17 protein-coding genes are annotated in these 19,524 nt (G+C 40.6%); 11 read left to right on the top strand and 6 right to left on the bottom strand.

Annotated features, from left to right (window positions below; all coding sequences use genetic code 11):
• The first annotated feature begins 2 nt into the window (after positions 1–2).
• The 4 genes from BJI48_RS02410 to BJI48_RS02395 all read left to right on the top strand — a co-directional run bounded on the left by BJI48_RS02410 (position 3) and on the right by BJI48_RS02395 (position 4,379).
• Entirely contained in the window at positions 3–1,244 is a 1,242-nt protein-coding gene (locus tag BJI48_RS02410; RefSeq protein WP_095331477.1) for an amidohydrolase family protein, read from the top strand.
• Positions 1,225–2,076: a mechanosensitive ion channel family protein gene (locus BJI48_RS02405; protein WP_095331475.1), complete on the top strand. Its 852-nt coding sequence runs from the start codon at positions 1,225–1,227 to the stop codon at positions 2,074–2,076. Before BJI48_RS02410 ends, BJI48_RS02405 begins: the two co-directional genes overlap by 20 nt.
• Positions 2,073–3,347, top strand: a complete 1,275-nt coding sequence (locus BJI48_RS02400) for a metal-dependent hydrolase (RefSeq protein WP_095331473.1) — start codon at positions 2,073–2,075, stop codon at positions 3,345–3,347. The genes BJI48_RS02405 and BJI48_RS02400 overlap by 4 nt, the downstream gene beginning before the upstream one ends.
• A gap of 114 nt (positions 3,348–3,461) precedes the next feature.
• Positions 3,462–4,379, top strand: coding sequence for a PDC sensor domain-containing protein (locus tag BJI48_RS02395; protein WP_095331471.1), 918 nt, complete (start codon positions 3,462–3,464; stop codon positions 4,377–4,379).
• A gap of 58 nt (positions 4,380–4,437) precedes the next feature.
• Here the strand turns inward: BJI48_RS02395 and proC are convergent, their stop codons facing one another.
• Both proC and fliW read right to left on the bottom strand, forming a co-directional pair.
• Positions 4,438–5,268, bottom strand: coding sequence for a pyrroline-5-carboxylate reductase (gene proC / locus BJI48_RS02390; RefSeq protein WP_095331469.1), 831 nt, complete (start codon positions 5,266–5,268; stop codon positions 4,438–4,440).
• Positions 5,269–5,392: 124 nt separating this feature from the next.
• Positions 5,393–5,821: a flagellar assembly protein FliW gene (fliW, locus tag BJI48_RS02385; protein ID WP_095331467.1), complete on the bottom strand. Its 429-nt coding sequence runs from the start codon at positions 5,819–5,821 to the stop codon at positions 5,393–5,395.
• Between the two features lie 199 nt (positions 5,822–6,020).
• Here fliW and bamD point away from each other — a divergent pair, with 199 nt between their 5' ends.
• The 3 genes from bamD to BJI48_RS02370 all read left to right on the top strand — a co-directional run bounded on the left by bamD (position 6,021) and on the right by BJI48_RS02370 (position 9,990).
• Positions 6,021–6,662, top strand: a complete 642-nt coding sequence (gene bamD / locus BJI48_RS02380) for an outer membrane protein assembly factor BamD (protein ID WP_095331465.1) — start codon at positions 6,021–6,023, stop codon at positions 6,660–6,662.
• 11 nt (positions 6,663–6,673) lie between these two features.
• Positions 6,674–9,073, top strand: a complete 2,400-nt coding sequence (gene lon / locus BJI48_RS02375; RefSeq protein WP_095331463.1) for an endopeptidase La — start codon at positions 6,674–6,676, stop codon at positions 9,071–9,073.
• 89 nt (positions 9,074–9,162) lie between these two features.
• Positions 9,163–9,990 (top strand): prephenate dehydrogenase, encoded by an 828-nt coding sequence (locus BJI48_RS02370; RefSeq protein WP_095331461.1) that lies wholly within the window; start codon positions 9,163–9,165, stop codon positions 9,988–9,990.
• 31 nt (positions 9,991–10,021) lie between these two features.
• On the opposite strand, the gene BJI48_RS02365 is transcribed toward BJI48_RS02370, so the two are convergent.
• Entirely contained in the window at positions 10,022–10,522 is a 501-nt protein-coding gene (locus tag BJI48_RS02365; protein WP_095331459.1) for a flavodoxin, read from the bottom strand.
• A gap of 96 nt (positions 10,523–10,618) precedes the next feature.
• Entirely contained in the window at positions 10,619–11,188 is a 570-nt protein-coding gene (locus BJI48_RS02360; protein WP_095331457.1) for a DedA family protein, read from the bottom strand.
• Positions 11,189–11,269: 81 nt separating this feature from the next.
• Between BJI48_RS02360 and mraY the strand changes: the two genes are divergently transcribed.
• From mraY to BJI48_RS02345, 3 genes are read left to right on the top strand one after another with little or no spacing between them, the layout of a single operon-like run.
• Positions 11,270–12,334 (top strand): phospho-N-acetylmuramoyl-pentapeptide-transferase, encoded by a 1,065-nt coding sequence (mraY, locus tag BJI48_RS02355; RefSeq protein ID WP_095331455.1) that lies wholly within the window; start codon positions 11,270–11,272, stop codon positions 12,332–12,334.
• Positions 12,335–12,365: 31 nt separating this feature from the next.
• Entirely contained in the window at positions 12,366–13,619 is a 1,254-nt protein-coding gene (gene murD, locus BJI48_RS02350) for a UDP-N-acetylmuramoyl-L-alanine--D-glutamate ligase (RefSeq protein ID WP_095331453.1), read from the top strand.
• Between the two features lie 18 nt (positions 13,620–13,637).
• Complete coding sequence (locus tag BJI48_RS02345) at positions 13,638–15,539, top strand: mechanosensitive ion channel family protein (protein ID WP_257874352.1); 1,902 nt, start codon at positions 13,638–13,640, stop codon at positions 15,537–15,539.
• Positions 15,540–16,172: 633 nt separating this feature from the next.
• On the opposite strand, the gene BJI48_RS02340 is transcribed toward BJI48_RS02345, so the two are convergent.
• Positions 16,173–17,003, bottom strand: coding sequence for a hypothetical protein (locus BJI48_RS02340; protein WP_095331451.1), 831 nt, complete (start codon positions 17,001–17,003; stop codon positions 16,173–16,175).
• 757 nt (positions 17,004–17,760) lie between these two features.
• On the opposite strand from BJI48_RS02340, the gene metA reads away from it, so the two are divergent.
• The gene (gene metA, locus BJI48_RS02335; RefSeq protein ID WP_095331449.1) at positions 17,761–18,702 is read left to right on the top strand and encodes a homoserine O-succinyltransferase; all 942 of its coding nucleotides are present in this window, start codon (positions 17,761–17,763) and stop codon (positions 18,700–18,702) included.
• Here metA and BJI48_RS02330 read toward each other — a convergent pair.
• Positions 18,656–19,411: an exodeoxyribonuclease III gene (locus BJI48_RS02330; protein ID WP_095331447.1), complete on the bottom strand. Its 756-nt coding sequence runs from the start codon at positions 19,409–19,411 to the stop codon at positions 18,656–18,658. The two genes, metA and BJI48_RS02330, sit on opposite strands and share 47 nt — an antisense overlap.
• Positions 19,412–19,524: the final 113 nt, after the last annotated feature.

The following is a 19,524-nucleotide window of genomic DNA, read 5'->3' as shown; positions in this document are numbered from 1 at the left end:
AAATGCTACTAAAAAACGGGCTTGTTTGCGATCATTCCCAAAAGATCCCAGCAGATGTTCGTATTCAAGATGGACAAATCACACAGATCGCACCCAATCTCTCTAGCAGAGCAGATGAGCAAGTCATTGATTGTAAAGGCAAAATCATCGCACCGACTTTGATTGATCTCAATGTCTATCCCAAAGGCAAATCGCTTTCACAAAAAACACTCACATCATTATCCAAAAAATCCCTCAAAGGCGGTGTAGGAACAGCCCTCATCCTGCCAGATACAACGCCAGCTTGTGAGAATGAAGCGATGATTGAGCTGGTAAAAAGTATCGATAGCCTCACAGAAATCACGCTGATTCCTAGTATCAAGCCGACTAATGCCGAAAATAAAATCAACGATATTTCTATCCTTGCTACCCAAGGCGGGAAAGTTATTTATATTGATAGCCGTATTGATGGGAATAATCTTTTAAAAATTATGCAATACGCTTTAATGCTTGAAATCCCTGTGGTGTGTTTTGCCCAAGACATTGAGCTAGCAAAAGGCGCGATGAATGAGGGGGCATTAGCCTCTATGCTGGGGTTGCCAAGCATTTCGCCATTATCACAGACCAAAGAAATCGCCAAGATTTCTCAAACCGCTAGGCACACCGGCGCAAAAATCCTCTTCAGCGCTATCACAGAACCGCAAGGTTTAGAAATCATTGATTATTTCAAATCCAAAAATGCTACTATCATCGCACAAACCCCTATCCACCATTTGATTTTGGATGAAAACGCCTGCGCCCACTACAACACCAAAGCCAAGCTCAACCCACCGCTTAAAGACCCTGCCTCCAAACAACAACTTTTAGAGGCCCTCAAAAATGGTCAAATCGATATGCTTACAAGTCTGCAATGTGCTGATTACAATTCCCAAAAAGACCAAGTTTTTGAATTAGCAAGCTTTGGCATTGATGCGATTAGTTATTATTTTGCCCTTGCTTATACCTATCTCATCAAGCCCGAACATATAGGGATACAGGATTTTTTAATGCTTGCTTCCAAAAGGCAGTCAGATTTTCTTGGACTCAACAAAGGCGAAATAGCCGTCGGCAAAGATGCGGATTTGATGATTATTGATCTGGAGGCTCACACAGAGATAAGCGATAGTTTTTCCCCCTACTATGGACAAAATTTGGGGCAAAAACTCGATTCAAAAATAGAATATACCATTATCGGTGGCAACATTTATGGCGAATTTTACAGATAGTATTTTGGATTTTTTTCATATTACCCTGCCGTTTATCCAAGATATTTCTTTGAGCCTTCTCAAGGCTATTATTATCCTTTTTGTCGGCTTTTATCTTGCCAGACTTGCCCGCAAAAAAACCCATACACTCATCGCCAAAAAAGATGAAATCTTAGGGAATTTCATCTCACAAGTCGCATCCATTGGGATTATTATCATCACGATTGTAACAATGCTAAGCAACATTGGCGTGCAAACCACATCGATTCTGACACTTTTAGGCACGATAGGCGTAGCGATTGCCCTAGCACTCAAGGATTCGCTCTCCAGTATTGCTGGGGGCATTATTTTGATTGTCTTGCGACCTTTTAAGAAAAACGACACGATAGAAATCGGGCAAATTAGCGGGAAAATCGAAGCGATCAATCTTTTTAATACAAAAATCGCCCTCCCTGATGGCAAGCTGGCAGTATTGCCCAATCGCAACGTGGCTAACGCTACGATTATTAATTGCTCCCATAGCCAAAAAAGACGTATCGAATGGATTTTTCAAGCCCCCTATAACACCGATATCCAAAAGGTCCGTGAGATCTTAAAAAATGTCCTCACCAATCTGGAAAAGACAAAAAAAGTCCAACATTTTGATTCTAAAAATGCCTTTATAGGCGTGAGCGATCTTAGCCCAGAATCGCTGACTTTTACCATCAGAGTATGGATTAAAAACCAAGATAGCCATAGCTTCAAAAGCGAGCTTATCGAAAAAACCAAAGAAGCATTTGATAGCGCCCAAATCCAAATCCCTCCCGATAGCCTTGAGGATGATTCTTTGAAAGCTTTGGAGAAAAATCAATGAAAACTATCCAGCTCATCGGGGCAAGCAAGGTTTTTGTTTGTGATAACGATTTTACAATCATCACTGATGGGGGGATTGCCTTTGAGAGTTCTGCAAGTAAAGCACCCGCACAGACACCAAACAAAATCGTTGCTATCGGAAAATACGAAACCCTCAAACGAACCTATCCTGATGGCGTATTTTACGAAGATATGGTGATTTTGCCTGCTTTTATCAATGCCCATATCCATTTTGAATTTGGCAACAATATTACAAGCTTTGTGTATGGCGGGTTTGAAAAATGGCTTGAAAGTGTGATGAAAAATCGTGATGATGTGCTTGCAGACATCAAATCTTGCGTGCAAGCCTCTATCAGCGAACAACTAAAAAGTGGCGTGGGGAGTGTGGGGGCGATCAGTAGCTACGGGCAAGATTTGGATATTTTGGCAGATTCGGCGTTGCGTGTGGTGTATTTTAACGAAGCGATCGGCTCAGCACCTAGCGCACTTGATTTTCTCTATGAAAATTTTTTAGCCCGCTACAATGCTTCTAAAAGATTACGATCCCATCGATTCACACCAGCAATCGCCCTGCATTCACCTTATTCCGTCCATAGCGTATTGGCAAAAAAAGTCCTTTCTATTGCCAAGCAAGACGCTTGCCCTGTCTCGGCACATTTTTTAGAATCTCGTAGCGAAAGGCAATGGCTACAAAATGGCTCGGGCTGGTTTAAGCATTTTTATGAAAATATCCTCAAAGCCCCATCTGCTAAGCCTCTTTATACCATCGAAGCATTTCTGGATCTTTTTAAAGGACTGCCCGCATTATTTACCCATTGCCTCTGGGCAGAATTAGGCGAACTCAAAAAGATTCAAGAAAATGGTGGCGTGGTTGTTTCTTGCCCGCGTTCCAATCGGCTTTTGTGTGGTTCTTATCTGGATTTGAATCGCTTAGATCTTGCGGGGCTTTCCCCGATTTTTGCCACCGATGGCAAAAGCTCCAATCGCAATCTTGATATGCTCGATGAACTCCGCTGTGCGCTCTTTGCCTACCCAGAAATGCCAATAGAAGCATTGAGCCAAATGCTTATCTTAGGAGCGACAAATCACCCAGCCAACGCACTCGGGCTAGATAATGGGGTATTTGAGGTGGGGAAATGCGCCGATATTAGCGTGTTTGCTTGCCCAGAGATCTCAAAAAGCCATCAAGAATCACTCCAATTTCTCCTGCACGCCAAAGAAGTCCAAACCCTCTATATCAATGGCGATGTTGTGATTGAAAATCTATTTTGATTTAACAAAAACAAATATTTTCTGCCTCTATCACCTAGGATTTACCTTTATAGAAGTAAAATCTATGATTTCATAGTAAAATTCATTTAAATTATCAAATCAAGGAAACCGCATATGCTTTCAAAAGACATTGTTACTTATTCAAAAATCCGATCCGAATTGCGTGCGTATATTTGTTATTTATTTACGCAAAATATCAAAAACTATATGCCCCAAACCACTCTCGAATCGATCTTTAGTGCTATTAAAACCATCAAAGAAGACATCAATGTATTTGATTGTATCTATGTCTTAGACCCGGGTGGCAAGCAGGTGGGCGAAACAATAATGGGGTATAAAAAAATCCGCTATGACAGCTGTGAAAATTTTGCTGATAGGGCGTATTTTTATGAAGCGATCAGGGAACAAAAATGTATCATCACCAACCCCTACCCAACACGTATCGATGGCAGTCTTGTTGTAACATCTTCCTATCCCGTCTATAACGAAAAACGTGAGCTTTTGTATGTGGTATGTATCGATATTTCCCTCAAAGAAGCCATCAATGTTAGCTCGCCAAGTCGATTTTATGACGCATTTTCAAATTTTAGTATTGCGATGTATTTTTCACTCTCTGCAATGCTAACCCTCATTTCTATCTTGCTTTTTATCAAAGGGATTGCAAGTTTTTGGACGGCTTCGATCCATTTTAGAAGCTTTGACATCAAAGAGGTTTTTGAATCCACCATCTTGCTGACGCTAGCTTTGGCGATTTTTGATCTAGTCAAAGCGATTTTTGAAGAAGAGGTTTTGGGCAAAAATAGCGGGGACAATCACCGCGCCATCCATAAAACAATGATCCGATTCCTTGGCTCTATCGTCATCGCTTTAGCGATTGAAGCATTGATGTTGGTATTCAAATTTACCATTAGCGAACCGGACAAAATCATCTACGCTGTCTATCTCACCGGGGGCGTGGCGATGTTGCTATTGGGGTTATCGGTTTATGTGAAATTCGCTTATGGAGCGATGGATAAGGATGAGAGAAACTAAAAATAAACACGAGGGGGGCAATCAGAATCGACTTGCTTTTGAGTTTTTGGCTTTTGCCCTAGTGTTTTTGTCGTGATTTTGCTACGGCTCGGTGGCAAGCCTCTATCACAGCACCCCGCACCGCCCTGTCTTCAAGGACAGAAAGTCCCTCAATTGTCGTTCCTCCCGGACTTGTAATCGCAGCGATGATGGTATCAGGGGATTGCTCGGCTAACAAATTGGCAAACCCTTCAAATGTCGCTCGCACCAGCTTGAGCGCATCATCACGTTTCAAACCCTCCCGCACACCCGCATCAATGAGGGCTTGAGCAATCAAAGCCAAAAATGCTGGCGAACTCCCGCCTGTGGCAATGGAAGCATCGACTAAGGATTCAGAATCCACAAACACAGCACAACCAAAGCTTGAAATGATTTCTCTGGCTTCTTCTTGAATATCTCCCTCTATATACACCGCCGTTGATGACTTTTGAAATCTAGCCCCAACATTAGGCATTATCTTGGCATAGTTGGTGGCTTGGATATGTTGTTTCAACATCTCCATACCAACACCGGCAAGCACGCTATAGACTGAATGGGCTTTGCCAAAATAAACAAAACTTCCCAAAGCATAGGGTTTCACACACAATATCACGATCTTACCATCGACATCAAGCCTGCCAGAAGAGCCGTGCAATGAGGATTGCGAAGAAATTTCGTGCATAAAAGGCGGGTGTATCGTTGCTACATCCCCCAAGTGATTTTCTTCGATAAATTTTTGGGCTTTTTGGGTGTCTCTACCCGTGATTTCGATGTGATATTTGTTTTTTAGATCGCTACTGGCAATCCCCAAAGCGATGGCTTTTGCCATACTGCCATAACCAACAAAAAGCAATGTTTTTTTGACTGACATTAAAGAATCCTTTTTAATATTATCAAGTAATGTATAAAAATTTTAAAATTTACCTGCTCGCCACAAATTGATGGTATGCAAAACATCTAAAATGCAATCATAAATAAATCAAGCAAATAAAAAATTACTTTTCTTCTTTGTTTTCTGGTTTATTCTCTGTCTTATTCTCTTCTTGGTGGTAATCAGAAATCGGTTCAGCAAGTCCGTATTGGGGATATTTGAGGCTATCTAAAACGACTTGTCCCATCGTTTGATTGTCAAAATTGAAGATAACGGGGGCTAAAAAATTAATCGTAGAGTTTTCAATAGGCGTTTGAATCACCATAATATTGGCAGTAAAAACATTTTTGCTATTTTCAAGGTCAAGTAAAAGTTTCAATGCGACCGGGACGTCAAATTCGTATTCTCTCAAAACAAATGGATTGATAAGCGTAAAAACAGGAACATCGCTATCAGCATTGCTAAGGCGAACAAAAATATCATCTATTTTTTCTAATTTCATTTTTGTTACGTTTTCAAATCCCAAAATTGGCGATTTTACATCAAAAATCATTGGTTAAACCCCTATTTTTATGCTGCAATATTGATTTGGAAAAACAAATCTTATCATAATTATTTATATTCTATCCAATTTTACACCCAAAAATCAATTTTTATAAAGTTATTTTGCCGATTGATTCGACGAGATTCGGTATAATGTAAAATTAAATTCATTAATTTAGCAAAATAACAAATCCAAATTTGGGAGTTCTATGGTCTATAGACAAATTGTTTTTTTACTTTTACTCATCGCCATCCTTGCTGCGTGTGCCAAACAAAATACAGAATACAACAAGCCCGCTATATACTGGTATCAAGGCATCCTCAAAGAAATCAAATTCGGGAATCTTGAGACAGCTGACAACTATTATTCTTCTTTGCAAAGCGAGCATATCAATTCGCCTTTGTTGCCCGAAGCGATGTTGATTTTGGGGCAGGCGCATATGAGCCAAGAAGAATATATTTTGGCTGAATTTTATTTTGATGAATACCTCAAACGCTATGGAACGATTGAAAATGCCGACTACATCGCATTTTTGAAATTACAAGCCCATTATTATGCGTTTAGAAATCAAAGCAAAGATCAAGATTTTGTTTCTGATACTATCCTCGCCCTAGATAATTTCATCGAAAAATACCCCAATAGCCGTTATATGCCACTGGTCGAATATATGCAGGTAAAATTTATATTGGGTCAAAACGAACTCAACAAAGCCATCGCCAATGTCTATAAAAAACAACACAAAAAAGTAGCACTTGATAAATATCTCGAAAGAATCGATGATGAACTCGAAAAAGAAACGCACCCCAAACCTTCGCATATCCCCTGGTATGTTGTCATATTTAACTGGTAAAGGAATCCCCTATGCAAATCAATCATTACGATAATTTTCCAAGTGTCATCCCCGTGATTATCGAAGATGAAGTCTTTATGTATCCATTTATGATTGCACCCATTTTCATCACCGATGAACCCAATATCAAAGCCATCAATAAGGCACTAGAACAAAATAGTCTGGTATTTGTGAGCTGTGCGAAAAATTCCCAAGAACAAAAACGATTCAAGGATAGTTTTTATGATGTGGGGGTTATCGGGAGCATTATGAGAAAAGTCGCTCTGCCCGATGGGAGAATCAAGCTCCTTTTTCAAGGCATTATGAAAGGAAAAATCCTCTCGATAGAAGATGAAGACCCCCTTCAGGCAGTCATCGATGTCATCAATTATAGGGATTATGATATTGATAAAATCAATGCGATGATGGAAGTTTTGCGTGAAAAAGTTACTAATCTAGCCAATATCAGCCAATTTTTTCCCCCTGATTTGCTCAAAACCATCGATGACAACGATGATCCCAATCGGATTATCGATCTAGTTGCCTCGACCTTGCGATTGAAAAAAGAACAATCCTACCAGCTTTTTGCCAGCGATGATACCGAAGAAAGGCTGTTGATTTTGATCGATCTGGTGATTGAGGAGACCCAAACCCAAAAGCTCCAAAAAGAAATCAAAAGCAAAGTCCATAATAAAATGGAGCAAATCAACAAAGAATATTTCCTCAAAGAACAACTCAAACAGATCCAAAAAGAACTCGGCGTGGATAAACAACGTGATGAGGAAATCGAAGAATATTGCCAAAAACTTGAAAAAATCAAGCCATTTATGGACAAAGAAGCGTATAAAGAAGTCAAAAAACAAATCGATCGCTTAAGCAAAATGCACCAAGATAGTGCCGATGCCAATATCGTGCAAAACTACATCGAATGGGTGCTTGAAATCCCATTTGGAAAATTTGGCAAAAAAAAGCTTTCGATCAAAAATGTCCAAAACCAACTCGATTCTGATCATTATTCCCTCCAAAAACCCAAAGAAAGGATTGTGGAATATTTTGCCGTTAGGGAACTCCTCAATCTCAGGGACAAAACCAACACGGAGGGAAAAGGCACGATCTTATGCTTTTATGGACCTCCGGGTGTTGGGAAGACAAGCCTTGCTAATTCCATCGCCAAGGCGATCAATCGCCCCTTAGTGAGGATCGCCCTGGGAGGGCTTGAAGATGTCAATGAACTCAGGGGCCACAGGCGGACCTATCTAGGGGCAATGCCTGGGCGTATCGTGCAAGGACTTATCGAAGCCAAAGAGATGAATCCCGTGATGGTGCTTGATGAGATCGACAAAGTCGGCAGGAGTATGCGGGGCGATCCCACCAGCGTTTTGCTTGAAATCCTTGATCCCGAGCAAAATATTGCTTTTAGGGATTATTATACGAATTTCAATATCGACCTTTCCCAAATCATCTTCATCGCTACAGCCAACGATGTTTCTAATATCCCCTCGCCATTGCGTGATCGGATGGAGTTTATCTCGGTTTCAAGCTACACCCCACAAGAAAAAGAAGAAATCGCAAAAAAATACCTCATCCCCCAAGAACTCAAAAAACACGCCCTCAAATCAAATGAAATCGCCATCACACCCGCTGCGATCAAGACTATCATCGAGAAATATACCCGTGAAGCCGGTGTGAGGAATCTGCGTCGGAGTATCGCTACTTTAATGAGGAAGTGTGCCAAAATCATTTTGGAATCAAAAGACAAACCCAAAAAAATCACCATCAGCCCCAAAGAGTTACCACAATATCTTGACAAAATCGTTTTTGAAATCGATGCTATCGATGAAGAAAACAAAATCGGCGTTGTCAATGGGCTAGCTTGGACAAGCGTGGGGGGCGATGTGCTCAAAATCGAAGCGATCAAAATCAAAGGCAAAGGCACACTCACGCTCACAGGTAGCCTAGGCGATGTGATGAAAGAATCTGCGCGTATCGCATTTTCTGTCATCAAGGTGTTGATTGATTCAGAGATATTAAAAGCCCCGATAAAAAAATCCAAAAAAACAAAAAAAGATGAAGAAGCCCAAGTCTATAATCTCTATGATATCCACTTGCACGTCCCTGAGGGAGCAACGCCAAAAGATGGTCCGAGTGCGGGCATTGCGATGGCAAGCGTGATCGCTTCGATTTTGTGCGAAAAAAAGACGCGTGCAGATGTTGCGATGACAGGAGAATTGACACTCACAGGGAGGGTTTTGCCCATCGGGGGACTCAAAGAAAAGCTTATCGCTGCCCATAAAGCAGGTATCAAAAAAGCCCTCATCCCTGAAAAAAACTACAAAAGGGACTTGGACGATATTCCTGAAGAAGTCAAAAAAGAAATCCAAATCGTGCCTGTTGTTACGATCGAAGAAGTTTTAAAAGAGGTGCTTTTATAGACCATCGCATTAGGTCCTAGTTTTTGCCGTTGAGACAAGTTGGGGCAATCGGAGTGATGGGGCGATTATTTTATTTATAGGGAGCGAATATGCAAGCTGGGATTATTGGGCTAGGGCTCATTGGCGGGTCGATGGGATTGGCATTGCAAGAAACCAAGATGTTTAAAACCATTTTGGGCTATGATATTAATGCCTTGCATACCCAGCAGGCGCTGTCTTTGGGATTGGTAGATGAATGCGTGAGTTTTGATGAGATCCAAGAATGCGATATTATTTTTTTAGCCATCCCGCTAGAGGCCATCACCCAGGCACTCCAAAAGTTTGATAAGATTTCCCCGCATACTACTATCATCGATCTTGGCGGGGCAAAAGAAAAAATCATCGAAGCTGTGCCACCAAAAATCCGCAAAAACTTTATTGCTGCCCACCCGATGAGTGGGACAGAGTTTTATGGACCCAAAGCCGCACTCAATGATCTTTTCAAAAACAAAATCATCATCTTGACAGATTTGGAGCATAGTGGTGAATTTCAAATCGCGTGTGCGAAAGAGATTTTTGTCTCTATCGGGATGCGTATCATCAAGATGGATCCCAAAGACCACGATAAGCATATCGCCCTCATTAGCCATCTGCCTCACGTTATTAGTTATGCCCTTGCTAATACCGTTTTGTCTCAAGAAAACCCACAAACCATTCTCGCGCTTGTTGGCGGGGGGTTTAAGGATATGAGCCGGATTTCAAAAAGCTCGCCGATTATGTGGCACGATGTTTTCAAACAAAATAAACAAAACGTCTTGCATTCGATTGATTTGTTTGGCAAAGAAATGCTATTGGCGGAAAAACTTATTCAAGAAGAAAGATGGGAAGAATTCAAAGAGTGGATGGCAAAAGCCAACACCCTTCAGAATTTTATGTAAAAGCGATTATATAAAAGCTTGCTTAGAAAAACTAAGCAAATTTTGATTGGATGTCATTGACCCAAGCATCAATGCGACCCTCTGTCAAATCATCTTGATTGTCTTCATCGATTGCCAATCCGACAAACTTACCGCCATCTACGGCTTTGGAGTCATCGAAGCTATAACCATCTGTCGATGTTTGCCCGATGAGTTTGCCACCTTTTGCTTTTTCATAGAGATGGTAGAGGGCATCACAAAATGTATCGCTATACGTGTCTTGATCGCCAAGCCCAACAAGCGCAATGGTTTTGCCAGCAAAATCGCTTTCATCCAAAGAACCGATAAAATCTTCCCAATCAGTTTGGAGATCCCCGCTCCCGTAAGTTGAGCTTGCCAAAATCAGATTATCAAACCCCAAAAGTTGGTCTTTAGAAGCCTTGGCAACATCGATAAGTTCTACATTTTCTTTGCCAAGTTTATCGGCGATCTTCTCGCAGATTGTCTGGGTATTGCCACTATCACTGCCGTAAAAAATGCCTATTTTTTTCATTGTTTTATCCTTTATGATTTATTTGAATTGAGATTTTGTATTATACACCAAAATAAATATCAAAAACTTTCCTGCAATACAAAATCAAAAATATTCTTATTTCTCGCCAAATCTTTTGAGCAAAAACCAAACCACCAAAACCAGCAGGGCAAATACCAATGGCATCACATACCCTATATCACCCACTTTGACAAAAATCGTCTTGATGACCTCGCTAGCAAAAAACGACACCATCCCAATCAGCACCGCCCAAATCGCACAAGCGATCGCATTGAGTATCAAAAACTTTCTCAAATCATATTTGCTCAAACCAATAACAATCGGGACAGCGGTTTTGACCCCATAAATGTATTTGTTAATAAAAATCAGCCAAACCCCATAGCGTTTCATCCACAAATGCACGAGGGCAACTTTCCTGCGATGTTTGGAAAAATATTTCAAAATATCAGCTTTTTGATACCTGCCCAATAATGCTAAAACACTGCTCCCAAAGGTATTACCCAAAAAAGCAACCACGATAGAAATGCCAATATCCATACTGCCTAAAGAACTTAAAATTCCTGCAATCACAATGCCGACATACCCACTACCCATACAATATAAAAATAAAATCAAATAGCCCCACGTTTGAAAAGAATCTTGGAATGATTGGATGGCTTCTTGCATTTATTCTCTTTCTACAAAAATTCGTTCATTTTATCCTAAAACTGCTTTATAATTTCAGAAACTAAAATACTTGGGGTGTCTATGTTGTATTATCTCTATTCTGATTTGGGTATCAATGTGTTCCAATACCTCACCTTTCGGGCGGGTATTAGCTTTTTTGTTGGCTTTTGTTTGTGTGCTTTTGTGATGCCGGCATTTATCAAATGGGCAAAATCCAAAAACGCCAATCAACCCATATCCACGTTTGTTCCCGCCCATCAAGGCAAGGCAAACACCCCCACAATGGGTGGGGTTGTATTTATTTTCGCAACCGTGATCGCTTCGATTTTGAGCGTGAAACTCAACAATGCCTATGTCATCTTGGGACTTTTTGTCTTGATTGCTTTTGGGCTTATTGGCGCTCGAGATGATTATATGAAGATCGCTGCGAGGAAAAATAGCGGGATGAGCGCGCGCCTCAAATTCATCCTTTTGTTTGTGATTTCTACAGGCGTGGCAAGCTCTTTGAGCCTACACGGGCTAGATTCTAGCCTGTATGTGCCTTTTATGAAAAAACCCTTATTTTATCTAGGCGATTACCCCGGTGTAGCCATCGCTTTTTGGACATTGGTATTTTTAGCCACTACCAATGCGGTCAATATCACCGATGGGCTTGATGGGCTTGCAAGCGTGCCGAGTATTTGTGCGCTCGTATCGCTCTCGATATTTGTTTATATCGCAGGGAATGCGGAGTTTTCCCGATATCTTTTGTGGCCCCGTGTCGTTGATGCGGGCGAGCTTTTTGTCGTTTCTGTCGCCCTCATTGGCTCGCTTTTTGGGTTTTTGTGGTATAACTGCCACCCTGCCCAAGTATTTATGGGCGATAGCGGTAGCCTTGCAGTCGGGGGATTTATTGCGTATATGGCGATTGTCTCCAATAATGAAATCTTATTGATTTTGATCGGCTCGATTTTTGTCATCGAAACCCTCTCGGTTATCTTGCAAGTGGGGAGCTATAAAACCCGCAAAAAACGAATCTTTTTGATGGCGCCTATCCACCATCATTTCGAGGTAAAAGGCTGGGCAGAAAATAAAATCATCGTCCGGTTTTGGATCATTGCGATTTTGAGCAATATCATCGCTTTGATGAGTATCAAAATCAGGTAACACCATCAAAAAATAAAGAAAAAGGGCACTAATGCAACGTATTTCGATTTTTGGCTATGGGATTACCACAAAACCCATCGTGAATTTTCTCAATAACCAGGGGATTTTATGCAATATTTTTGATGATAAATTTTCTCGTAACTCAACCGATGAGCGGGGCAATTTTTTGCTACCAAGCGGTGCATTCAAACCGCAAGATTCCGCCTATCAATCAACAATGGAAATCCTAAGTCCGGGCATCCCCCCAAGCCACCCTTTGATCCAAAATGCAAAAAATCTTATTTCAGAATATGATTATTTTTATGGTTTATTTTCTGCTGGCTATTCTCCCAAAAGCATTTGGATAAGCGGGACAAATGGCAAAACCACCACAACCGAAATGCTCACGCTTTTGCTGGGGAAATTTGGGGCAAAAAGCGGGGGAAATATCGGCACACCTTTAGCAGAGCTTTATACGCAAAAATCGCATTTATGGGTGCTTGAAACGAGTTCTTTTAGTCTGCATTATACCCACAAGGCTTTCCCCAATCTGTATTTATTATTGCCAGTAAAGCAAGATCATATCGATTGGCACGGGAGTTTTGAAGCCTATATCTGTGATAAGCTAAAACCCCTTTTGTTAATGCCAAAAGATACTTTTGCGATCCTCCCCTATGAGTTTCACACCCGCCCTGAAGTCAAGGAATTCTTAGGAAAAGCGTTTTTCTACAAGGATTCTTTCGATCTAGCCCAACAAATCGGCGTGCCACTAGAGGCTGTTGGTTTTGGCGAACCTTTTTTGCTCGATGCGCTCTTGGCATTGCAGGCCTGCAAGCTTTTGTTTGGCATTATTGATGTTGATTTGCTAGGAACATTCCAGGTGGGCGCCCATCGTATCGAGGAATTTCACGATAAAGCGGGGCGTTTGTGGGTAGATGACAGCAAAGGGACAAATGTTGATGCCACATTAGAAGCCCTAAAACGCTATCAAAACAAAAAAATATTTTTGATTTTGGGCGGGGATGATAAAGGGGCGGATCAGCAACCTATTTTTGAACTGGCAAAAAATTTGGATATTGAGATTTTTGCCATCGGGAGCAATGAAAAAAAACTCTTGGGGCTAGCAAAAGACTTTGGGATCGCTATCCATAGTTGTGGCGAGCTAGAAAAGGCTGTCAAGAAAATCAAAGATTCTTTAGGGCTTGATGGCGTGGGTTTGCTTTCCCCAGCTGCTGCGAGCTTGGATCAATTTGTATCTTACAAAGAACGTGGGGAATTATTCCAACAATACGCCTTAAACGAGTAACAAAAAGGATAAAAAGCAATGAAAAAGATGATTTTTGCTTGCAAGATTATATTTTTTAGCGTATTTTTTGGGGTTTTTGCCCCGCTTGCCCTCCCAACCACCCTCAAAGCAACAGAGCCGGATTTTGTTGATTTGTATGTGATTTTGAAGCAAATCGACAAACTCAATACGCTCATTGCCACCACCAAAAAAGACCCGCAAAAGCTCCAAGAATCGACTTTGTATGCCGATCAAAAAAATCATTTGATGAAAGAACTCGTTTCTAAAATCACCCATCGCAAGGAAAAAATAGGTATCAACATCGAACAAAACAAAACTGAGCAAGACCAAATCAAACAACGCTTAAAAACCAGCACGCAAATCCAAGATATTTATGCCTTTTCCCTCGATAAGATCAGGTTAGATTCTCTTTGGTTGGATCAAAAAATGTATGAGTTTTTGGAAACTTTGCGTCAAAAAATTGATTTTTTTAGCCAAAAAGAAGATATTATCAAGATTATTTCGCCCTATTTGATCGAATTGAATCAAAAAGAGGTTCAAGAAGACTTTTTTTCCAAAACGCTCCAAACCGAGTCGCAAGAAAAACTCAAAGAGCCACAAATCCATATCATAAAAACCGAACTCAAAGAATATCAAATCAAGCTACAAACTTATATAGAAATCATCAATTACATTCAAAAAAACCCGCAAGAAGTGCTACCACAGAGCGTGGCGATGAGTATCGGGATGGAATGGGTGCTAGAAAAAATCGATCATTATATCCCGCTAACAACGCATAATCTAGGTATCGCAAAGGTTGTGCTCTCTCTTGTAACGCTTATTTTGTTGCTGGGATGTCGCAAGATTGTAGCGAGAATCATTATGAAACTACTGGATTTTTTTATCAAATTCACCCGCCACAATCGCGAGATACAAAACAAAATCCGCAATGACATCATTGCCCCTGTGTCGGTTTTTTTGTTGGTTTATAGCTTTGATATTTCTTTGGATATTTTGTATTACCCCAGCCTGCCTTCCATCAAGCTTCAGATTTGGTTTGGGGTGGTCTATATTGCCTTATTGGCGTGGTTTGTGATTTCGCTACTCAAAGGCTATGGCACCGCCTTTATCACGACCATTGCGCAAAAAAGCACCGATGGGTTCAGAAAAGAAGTCATCAATCTGATCTTAAAAATCATCTACTTCATCGTGATTGTGATTGCTATTTTGGCGATTTTGAAACATTTGGGCTTCAATATCTCTGCTATCATCGCTTCTTTGGGGATTGGGGGCTTGGCAGTGGCTTTGGCGGTCAAAGATATGCTGGCAAATTTCTTTGCTTCGGTAATGCTCCTTTTTGACAATTCGTTTTCGCAGGGTGATTGGATAGTTTGCGGGGATATTGAGGGAACGGTCGTGGAGATGGGTTTGCGACGCACGAGTGTGCGGACGTTTGATAATGCACTGCTTTTTGTGCCAAATTCCGAGCTTGCCAATCGCTCCATCCGCAACTGGAATCGCCGCAAGGTTGGCAGGCGTATCAAGATGAATATTGGCTTGACTTATGACACCCCAGCCGAAAAACTCCAAAAATGCGTCAAAGAAATCAAAGAAATGCTACTCAACAACCCGCATATCTCAAAAGATAGCGATGAGCGAGGTTCGTTAGATTATGAGGTGATTTTCAAAAAAGACATCATTTCAATGGATGATTATATGGGCTATAAAAGCACGCTTTTTGTGTTTGTCGATGAATTAGCAGAAAGTTCGATCAATATTTTGATTTATTGCTTTAGCAAAAGCGTGGTTTGGGGAGAATTTCTAAAAGTCAAAGAAGATGTGATCCTTAAAATAATGGCTATCGTAGAAAACAACGGCTTGAGCTTTGCATTCCCCAGCCAGAGTGTTTATGTGGAGACATTCCCAAAAACCTTATGCTAGGAATTTATTTAAAAAATAATAATCAACAAAAGCAAGCTAGAGGGAGATAATCAAGGGGCTTAGAGTGGCTTGCTCAAGGGGATTTCCCTACACTCTAAGCGTTTTATCTTAAAGGGCTACAGAAATTAATAAAATTAATGCTATAATCACCCTTAAGATAAGCTTGATTATCTTAAAGACTGGCATTTCTACCACCTCATTTCGAGGTCATAAATTTGCCAAGAGGTTGCGACCCTCTTGGCACAACCTCAAACATAATCATAACAAATTTTTTTAGAACTTAAAAGTCAGCTAAATTCTATTATGCTTACTCAATTCAGTTTAGAAAACTGAATTCTCTTGACCACTCCGCAATTAAATTAAGGTTTAGGCGTATGGTTATGCTCATTTTGTCGCATATTACCATCGCCGTGCGAGCCTAAAAGAGATAAGCAGTTATCTCTTTTTTAACGGCTCTCCTCCTAAAGTAACCATTTCACGGGTGGGCGGGTCAAATGCTTCGCTTGTGTGTTAGAAATAAGTTTTAAAAGAGATTTAAGAGAAAAATAAAAAGTAGGAATTCAAGCAATGCCTGCACACCCTCTAAAAAGGGCAAAAGCAGGCATTGGCTCAAACCAACAAACATAAAAAGGCTTAAAACCGATAGGCATAATTAAATGTGAGGTAGCTTTGGGTGAGGAGTTTGACCTCTAATCTGTTATAATAATTATCGTTTTCATCAATTTTTTGATAAATTCTTTTTTTATCTGAACTCATCCCAAATATTCCCCCAAAGCGGTAAAGCAATTCAAATTGGTGACGGCTAAGATAATAATGCAAGCCAACTACAGGATAGAAATCAGAGGTAAAGATACTATCAAAAGTCTGATTACCCTCTTTGCCTTTCCCGCCTGTATAGTAATCAAACTGGTAACCCAAACCCACATTCAGCCCTAAGGTTTGTTGTTTATCGATTTGCCAAAAATCCCAGAGGTATTTGACATCCAAACCCAATTTGATAGGGATATAACTGATGATATTTGTTCTATCAAACATATTAAGCTTCCAAGCATCATAACCTGAATATAAGTGAGCCGAAACCTTAATCCCGTGTCGCTGGGTTTGTCCAAAATAATGCTGGTAACCCCCGACCAAGCCACCCTCAAAGAATGTGGAAGTAGCTTCCCCTGCAGTAACATTTGTAAAATCTTTGTTTTCATAAACAAACATTGTCATCTTCTCCCCACTCACATTCCCCTCTACACCTACAAAAAACCCATTTTTGGAATCTTTAGACTTTGTCTTTTGTTTGTCATTGCTTTGTATATTTTCTTGATTGCTTTGCAACTCTTTTTGCTTTTGTTTAAGCTCAAGCAGTTTATTTTCTTTCTCCAATCGCTGGATTTCATTATCCAAATCATCCGCATTCACACCACTAAGCCCTAAAACACCTATGGCTAAGCCAGTTAAAAACCATTTTTTCATTTCTTTTTCTCCTAAGTTTATTTTTCTTTTCAATATGCTTATTCTACTATTTACCCCCCCCCCCCCCGTCAAGGGGTTAGAGGCTAAAATTTACATATTTTTGGATGCCCTCCAAACACTGCTAAATCACTTTTTTTGATGATTAAACAAGTAGCGAGGCTTTTTGTATTCTGCCCCTTTAGGAAAATCAAATTATCAGAAGGAATAAAAACGGGGATTTATCAATGGGCGGGTGGGTAAAAGCGCAGCGGTCTTCAGGTTTGCAAATCAAACCGAGTGGAAAATAATGATTCTTTTCCATAGCCGTGCAACTAGTTATTTTTTCTTATACTAGCTAGAAGGGGGTCAGGCTGACCCACCCACCCATAAAAGCTTAGAATTGCGAAGTCCGCCCCCCTAGACCCCTTAAACCCCTACCCCCTGACACGCCCCCAATGTAATACAAGATTAAAAAGCGTAGCTGGCTTTGGTTTGCTAGCAATTCCAGACTTCAAACCTTAGAAACTGGGTTGATATTCCTGCGTTAGTTTGACTATAATCGGGTGGGTGGGTCAAATAACTTTAGCAACGTTCGGGAGCTTCGCTCCCGTGAGTGGTCTTCAGATTCAGTTTTTAATAAACTGAATCAAATTAAACATAATGAAAATTTTAGGATTCCTTTGATTTTTCTATGCCGATTTATATTTTATCTATATAATAAACACATATCGTGTTTATTATAATTTCATACCTAAAATCTTTACTATCGGAGGAACTTATGCCGCTCATCATTCCCCAAGATATTCCCGCTTTTGGCGTGCTACAGAATGAAAATATCTTTGTGATGTCTTCACGCCGTGCCCAAAGACAAGATATTCGCCCCATTGAAATTGCTATATTCAACCTAATGCCGACCAAAATCCAGACCGAAAGCCAGCTCCTAAGACTGCTGGCAAATTCGCCTCTCCAAGTCAAAATCACATTCATCACGACACAAACCTATGCGAGCAAAAACACCCCAAAAACGCATTTAGAAAGGTTTTATGAGACATTTGATAGGCTGAAAAACCGATATTTTGATGGGATGATTATCACGGGTGCGCCGATCGAAACGATGGCATTTGAAGAGGTGGCTTACTGGGATGAGTTCAAAGAAATTTTAGACTTTGCCCAAACGCACGTCAATAGCACGCTTTATATCTGCTGGGGGGCGATGGCGGGCTTGTATTATCATTATGGTATTCAAAAATATTCTTTGGAAAACAAGGCTTTTGGGGTTTTTTCTCACACCAAGTGTGCGGATGTTTTATTCACAGGTTGCGATGATGAGATTGCAATACCACATTCTCGGCATACCGGAGTGGATGAAGTGGCGATTTTGCGATGTGAAAAGTTGCGTATTTTGTGCCAAAGCGATGCAGTAGGAGCAGGTATCATCAAATCCTGTGATAACAAAAAGATTTTTATTATCGGGCATTTGGAATACGACAAAGATACCCTAAAAAACGAGTATGAAAGAGACAAAGCCAAAGGGCTAGCCATTCAAAAACCAAAAAATTATTTCGACACTACTGGCAATATCCGTGCAAACTGGAAAGCTGGTGCGAGCCTGATTTTTAGCAATTGGCTCAATCACTATGTTTATCAAATCACCCCCTATAACATCACATCGCTTAGCATTCAATCTCAACACTCACCGGGCAATGATCACTCCCCGTGATTTCAGGGTAGATTTGGGCATTTTTGAGATTTTTGGCAAGAATATTTGAACACAAAAAATAATCAATCCTCCAACCCGTGTTGTTTTCTCTTGCCTTGCCCATATAGCTCCACCACGTGTAAGCCCCTGTCTTTTCAGGATAAAAATACCGATACGTATCGGTAAAACCCGCATCGAGTAATTGCGTGAATTTCTCTCTTTCTTCATCGGTAAAACCCGCATTTCTTCGATTTGTTTTTGGATTTTTGAGATCGATTTCTTTGTGGGCGACATTCAAATCCCCGCACACCACGACGGGTTTTTTGGTTTCGAGTTGCTTTAAAAACGCCCGAAAGTCATCTTCCCATTCCATCCGATAAGACAATCTTTCGAGCTCACGCTTGGAATTGGGCGTATAGACATTCACCAGATAAAAATCCTCATATTCTGCCGTGATGATCCTGCCCTCTTTATCGTGATGGGCGATACCCATATCATAGGCGACATTTTTGGGTTTATTTTTTGAAAAAATCGCCACACCCGAATAGCCTTTTTTCTCTGCTGCATTCCAATATTCTTCATAGCCTTTAAAATCAAATGCCGCTTGATCGGGGCTCATTTTGGATTCTTGAATGCAAAAAACATCCGCATCTATTGAAGTGAAAAAATCCATAAAACCTTTGTTCATACAAGCGCGCAAACCATTGACATTCCACGATACGAGCTTCATTGTTTTCCTTTAACATTTGTTTTTTACTCGGTTTGGATTTTAAAATCCAAACCTGAAGACCATTCCGACAGGCAAAGCCTGTCTCCATTCCTAAAGTAATCATTTCATACCCA

Source organism: Helicobacter sp. 11S02596-1, from assembly GCF_002272825.1.
Classification (GTDB): Bacteria; Campylobacterota; Campylobacteria; order Campylobacterales; family Helicobacteraceae; genus Helicobacter_J.
Note: the sequence above shows the minus strand (reverse complement) of the source record. Positions and strands in the feature narration are given on the sequence as shown.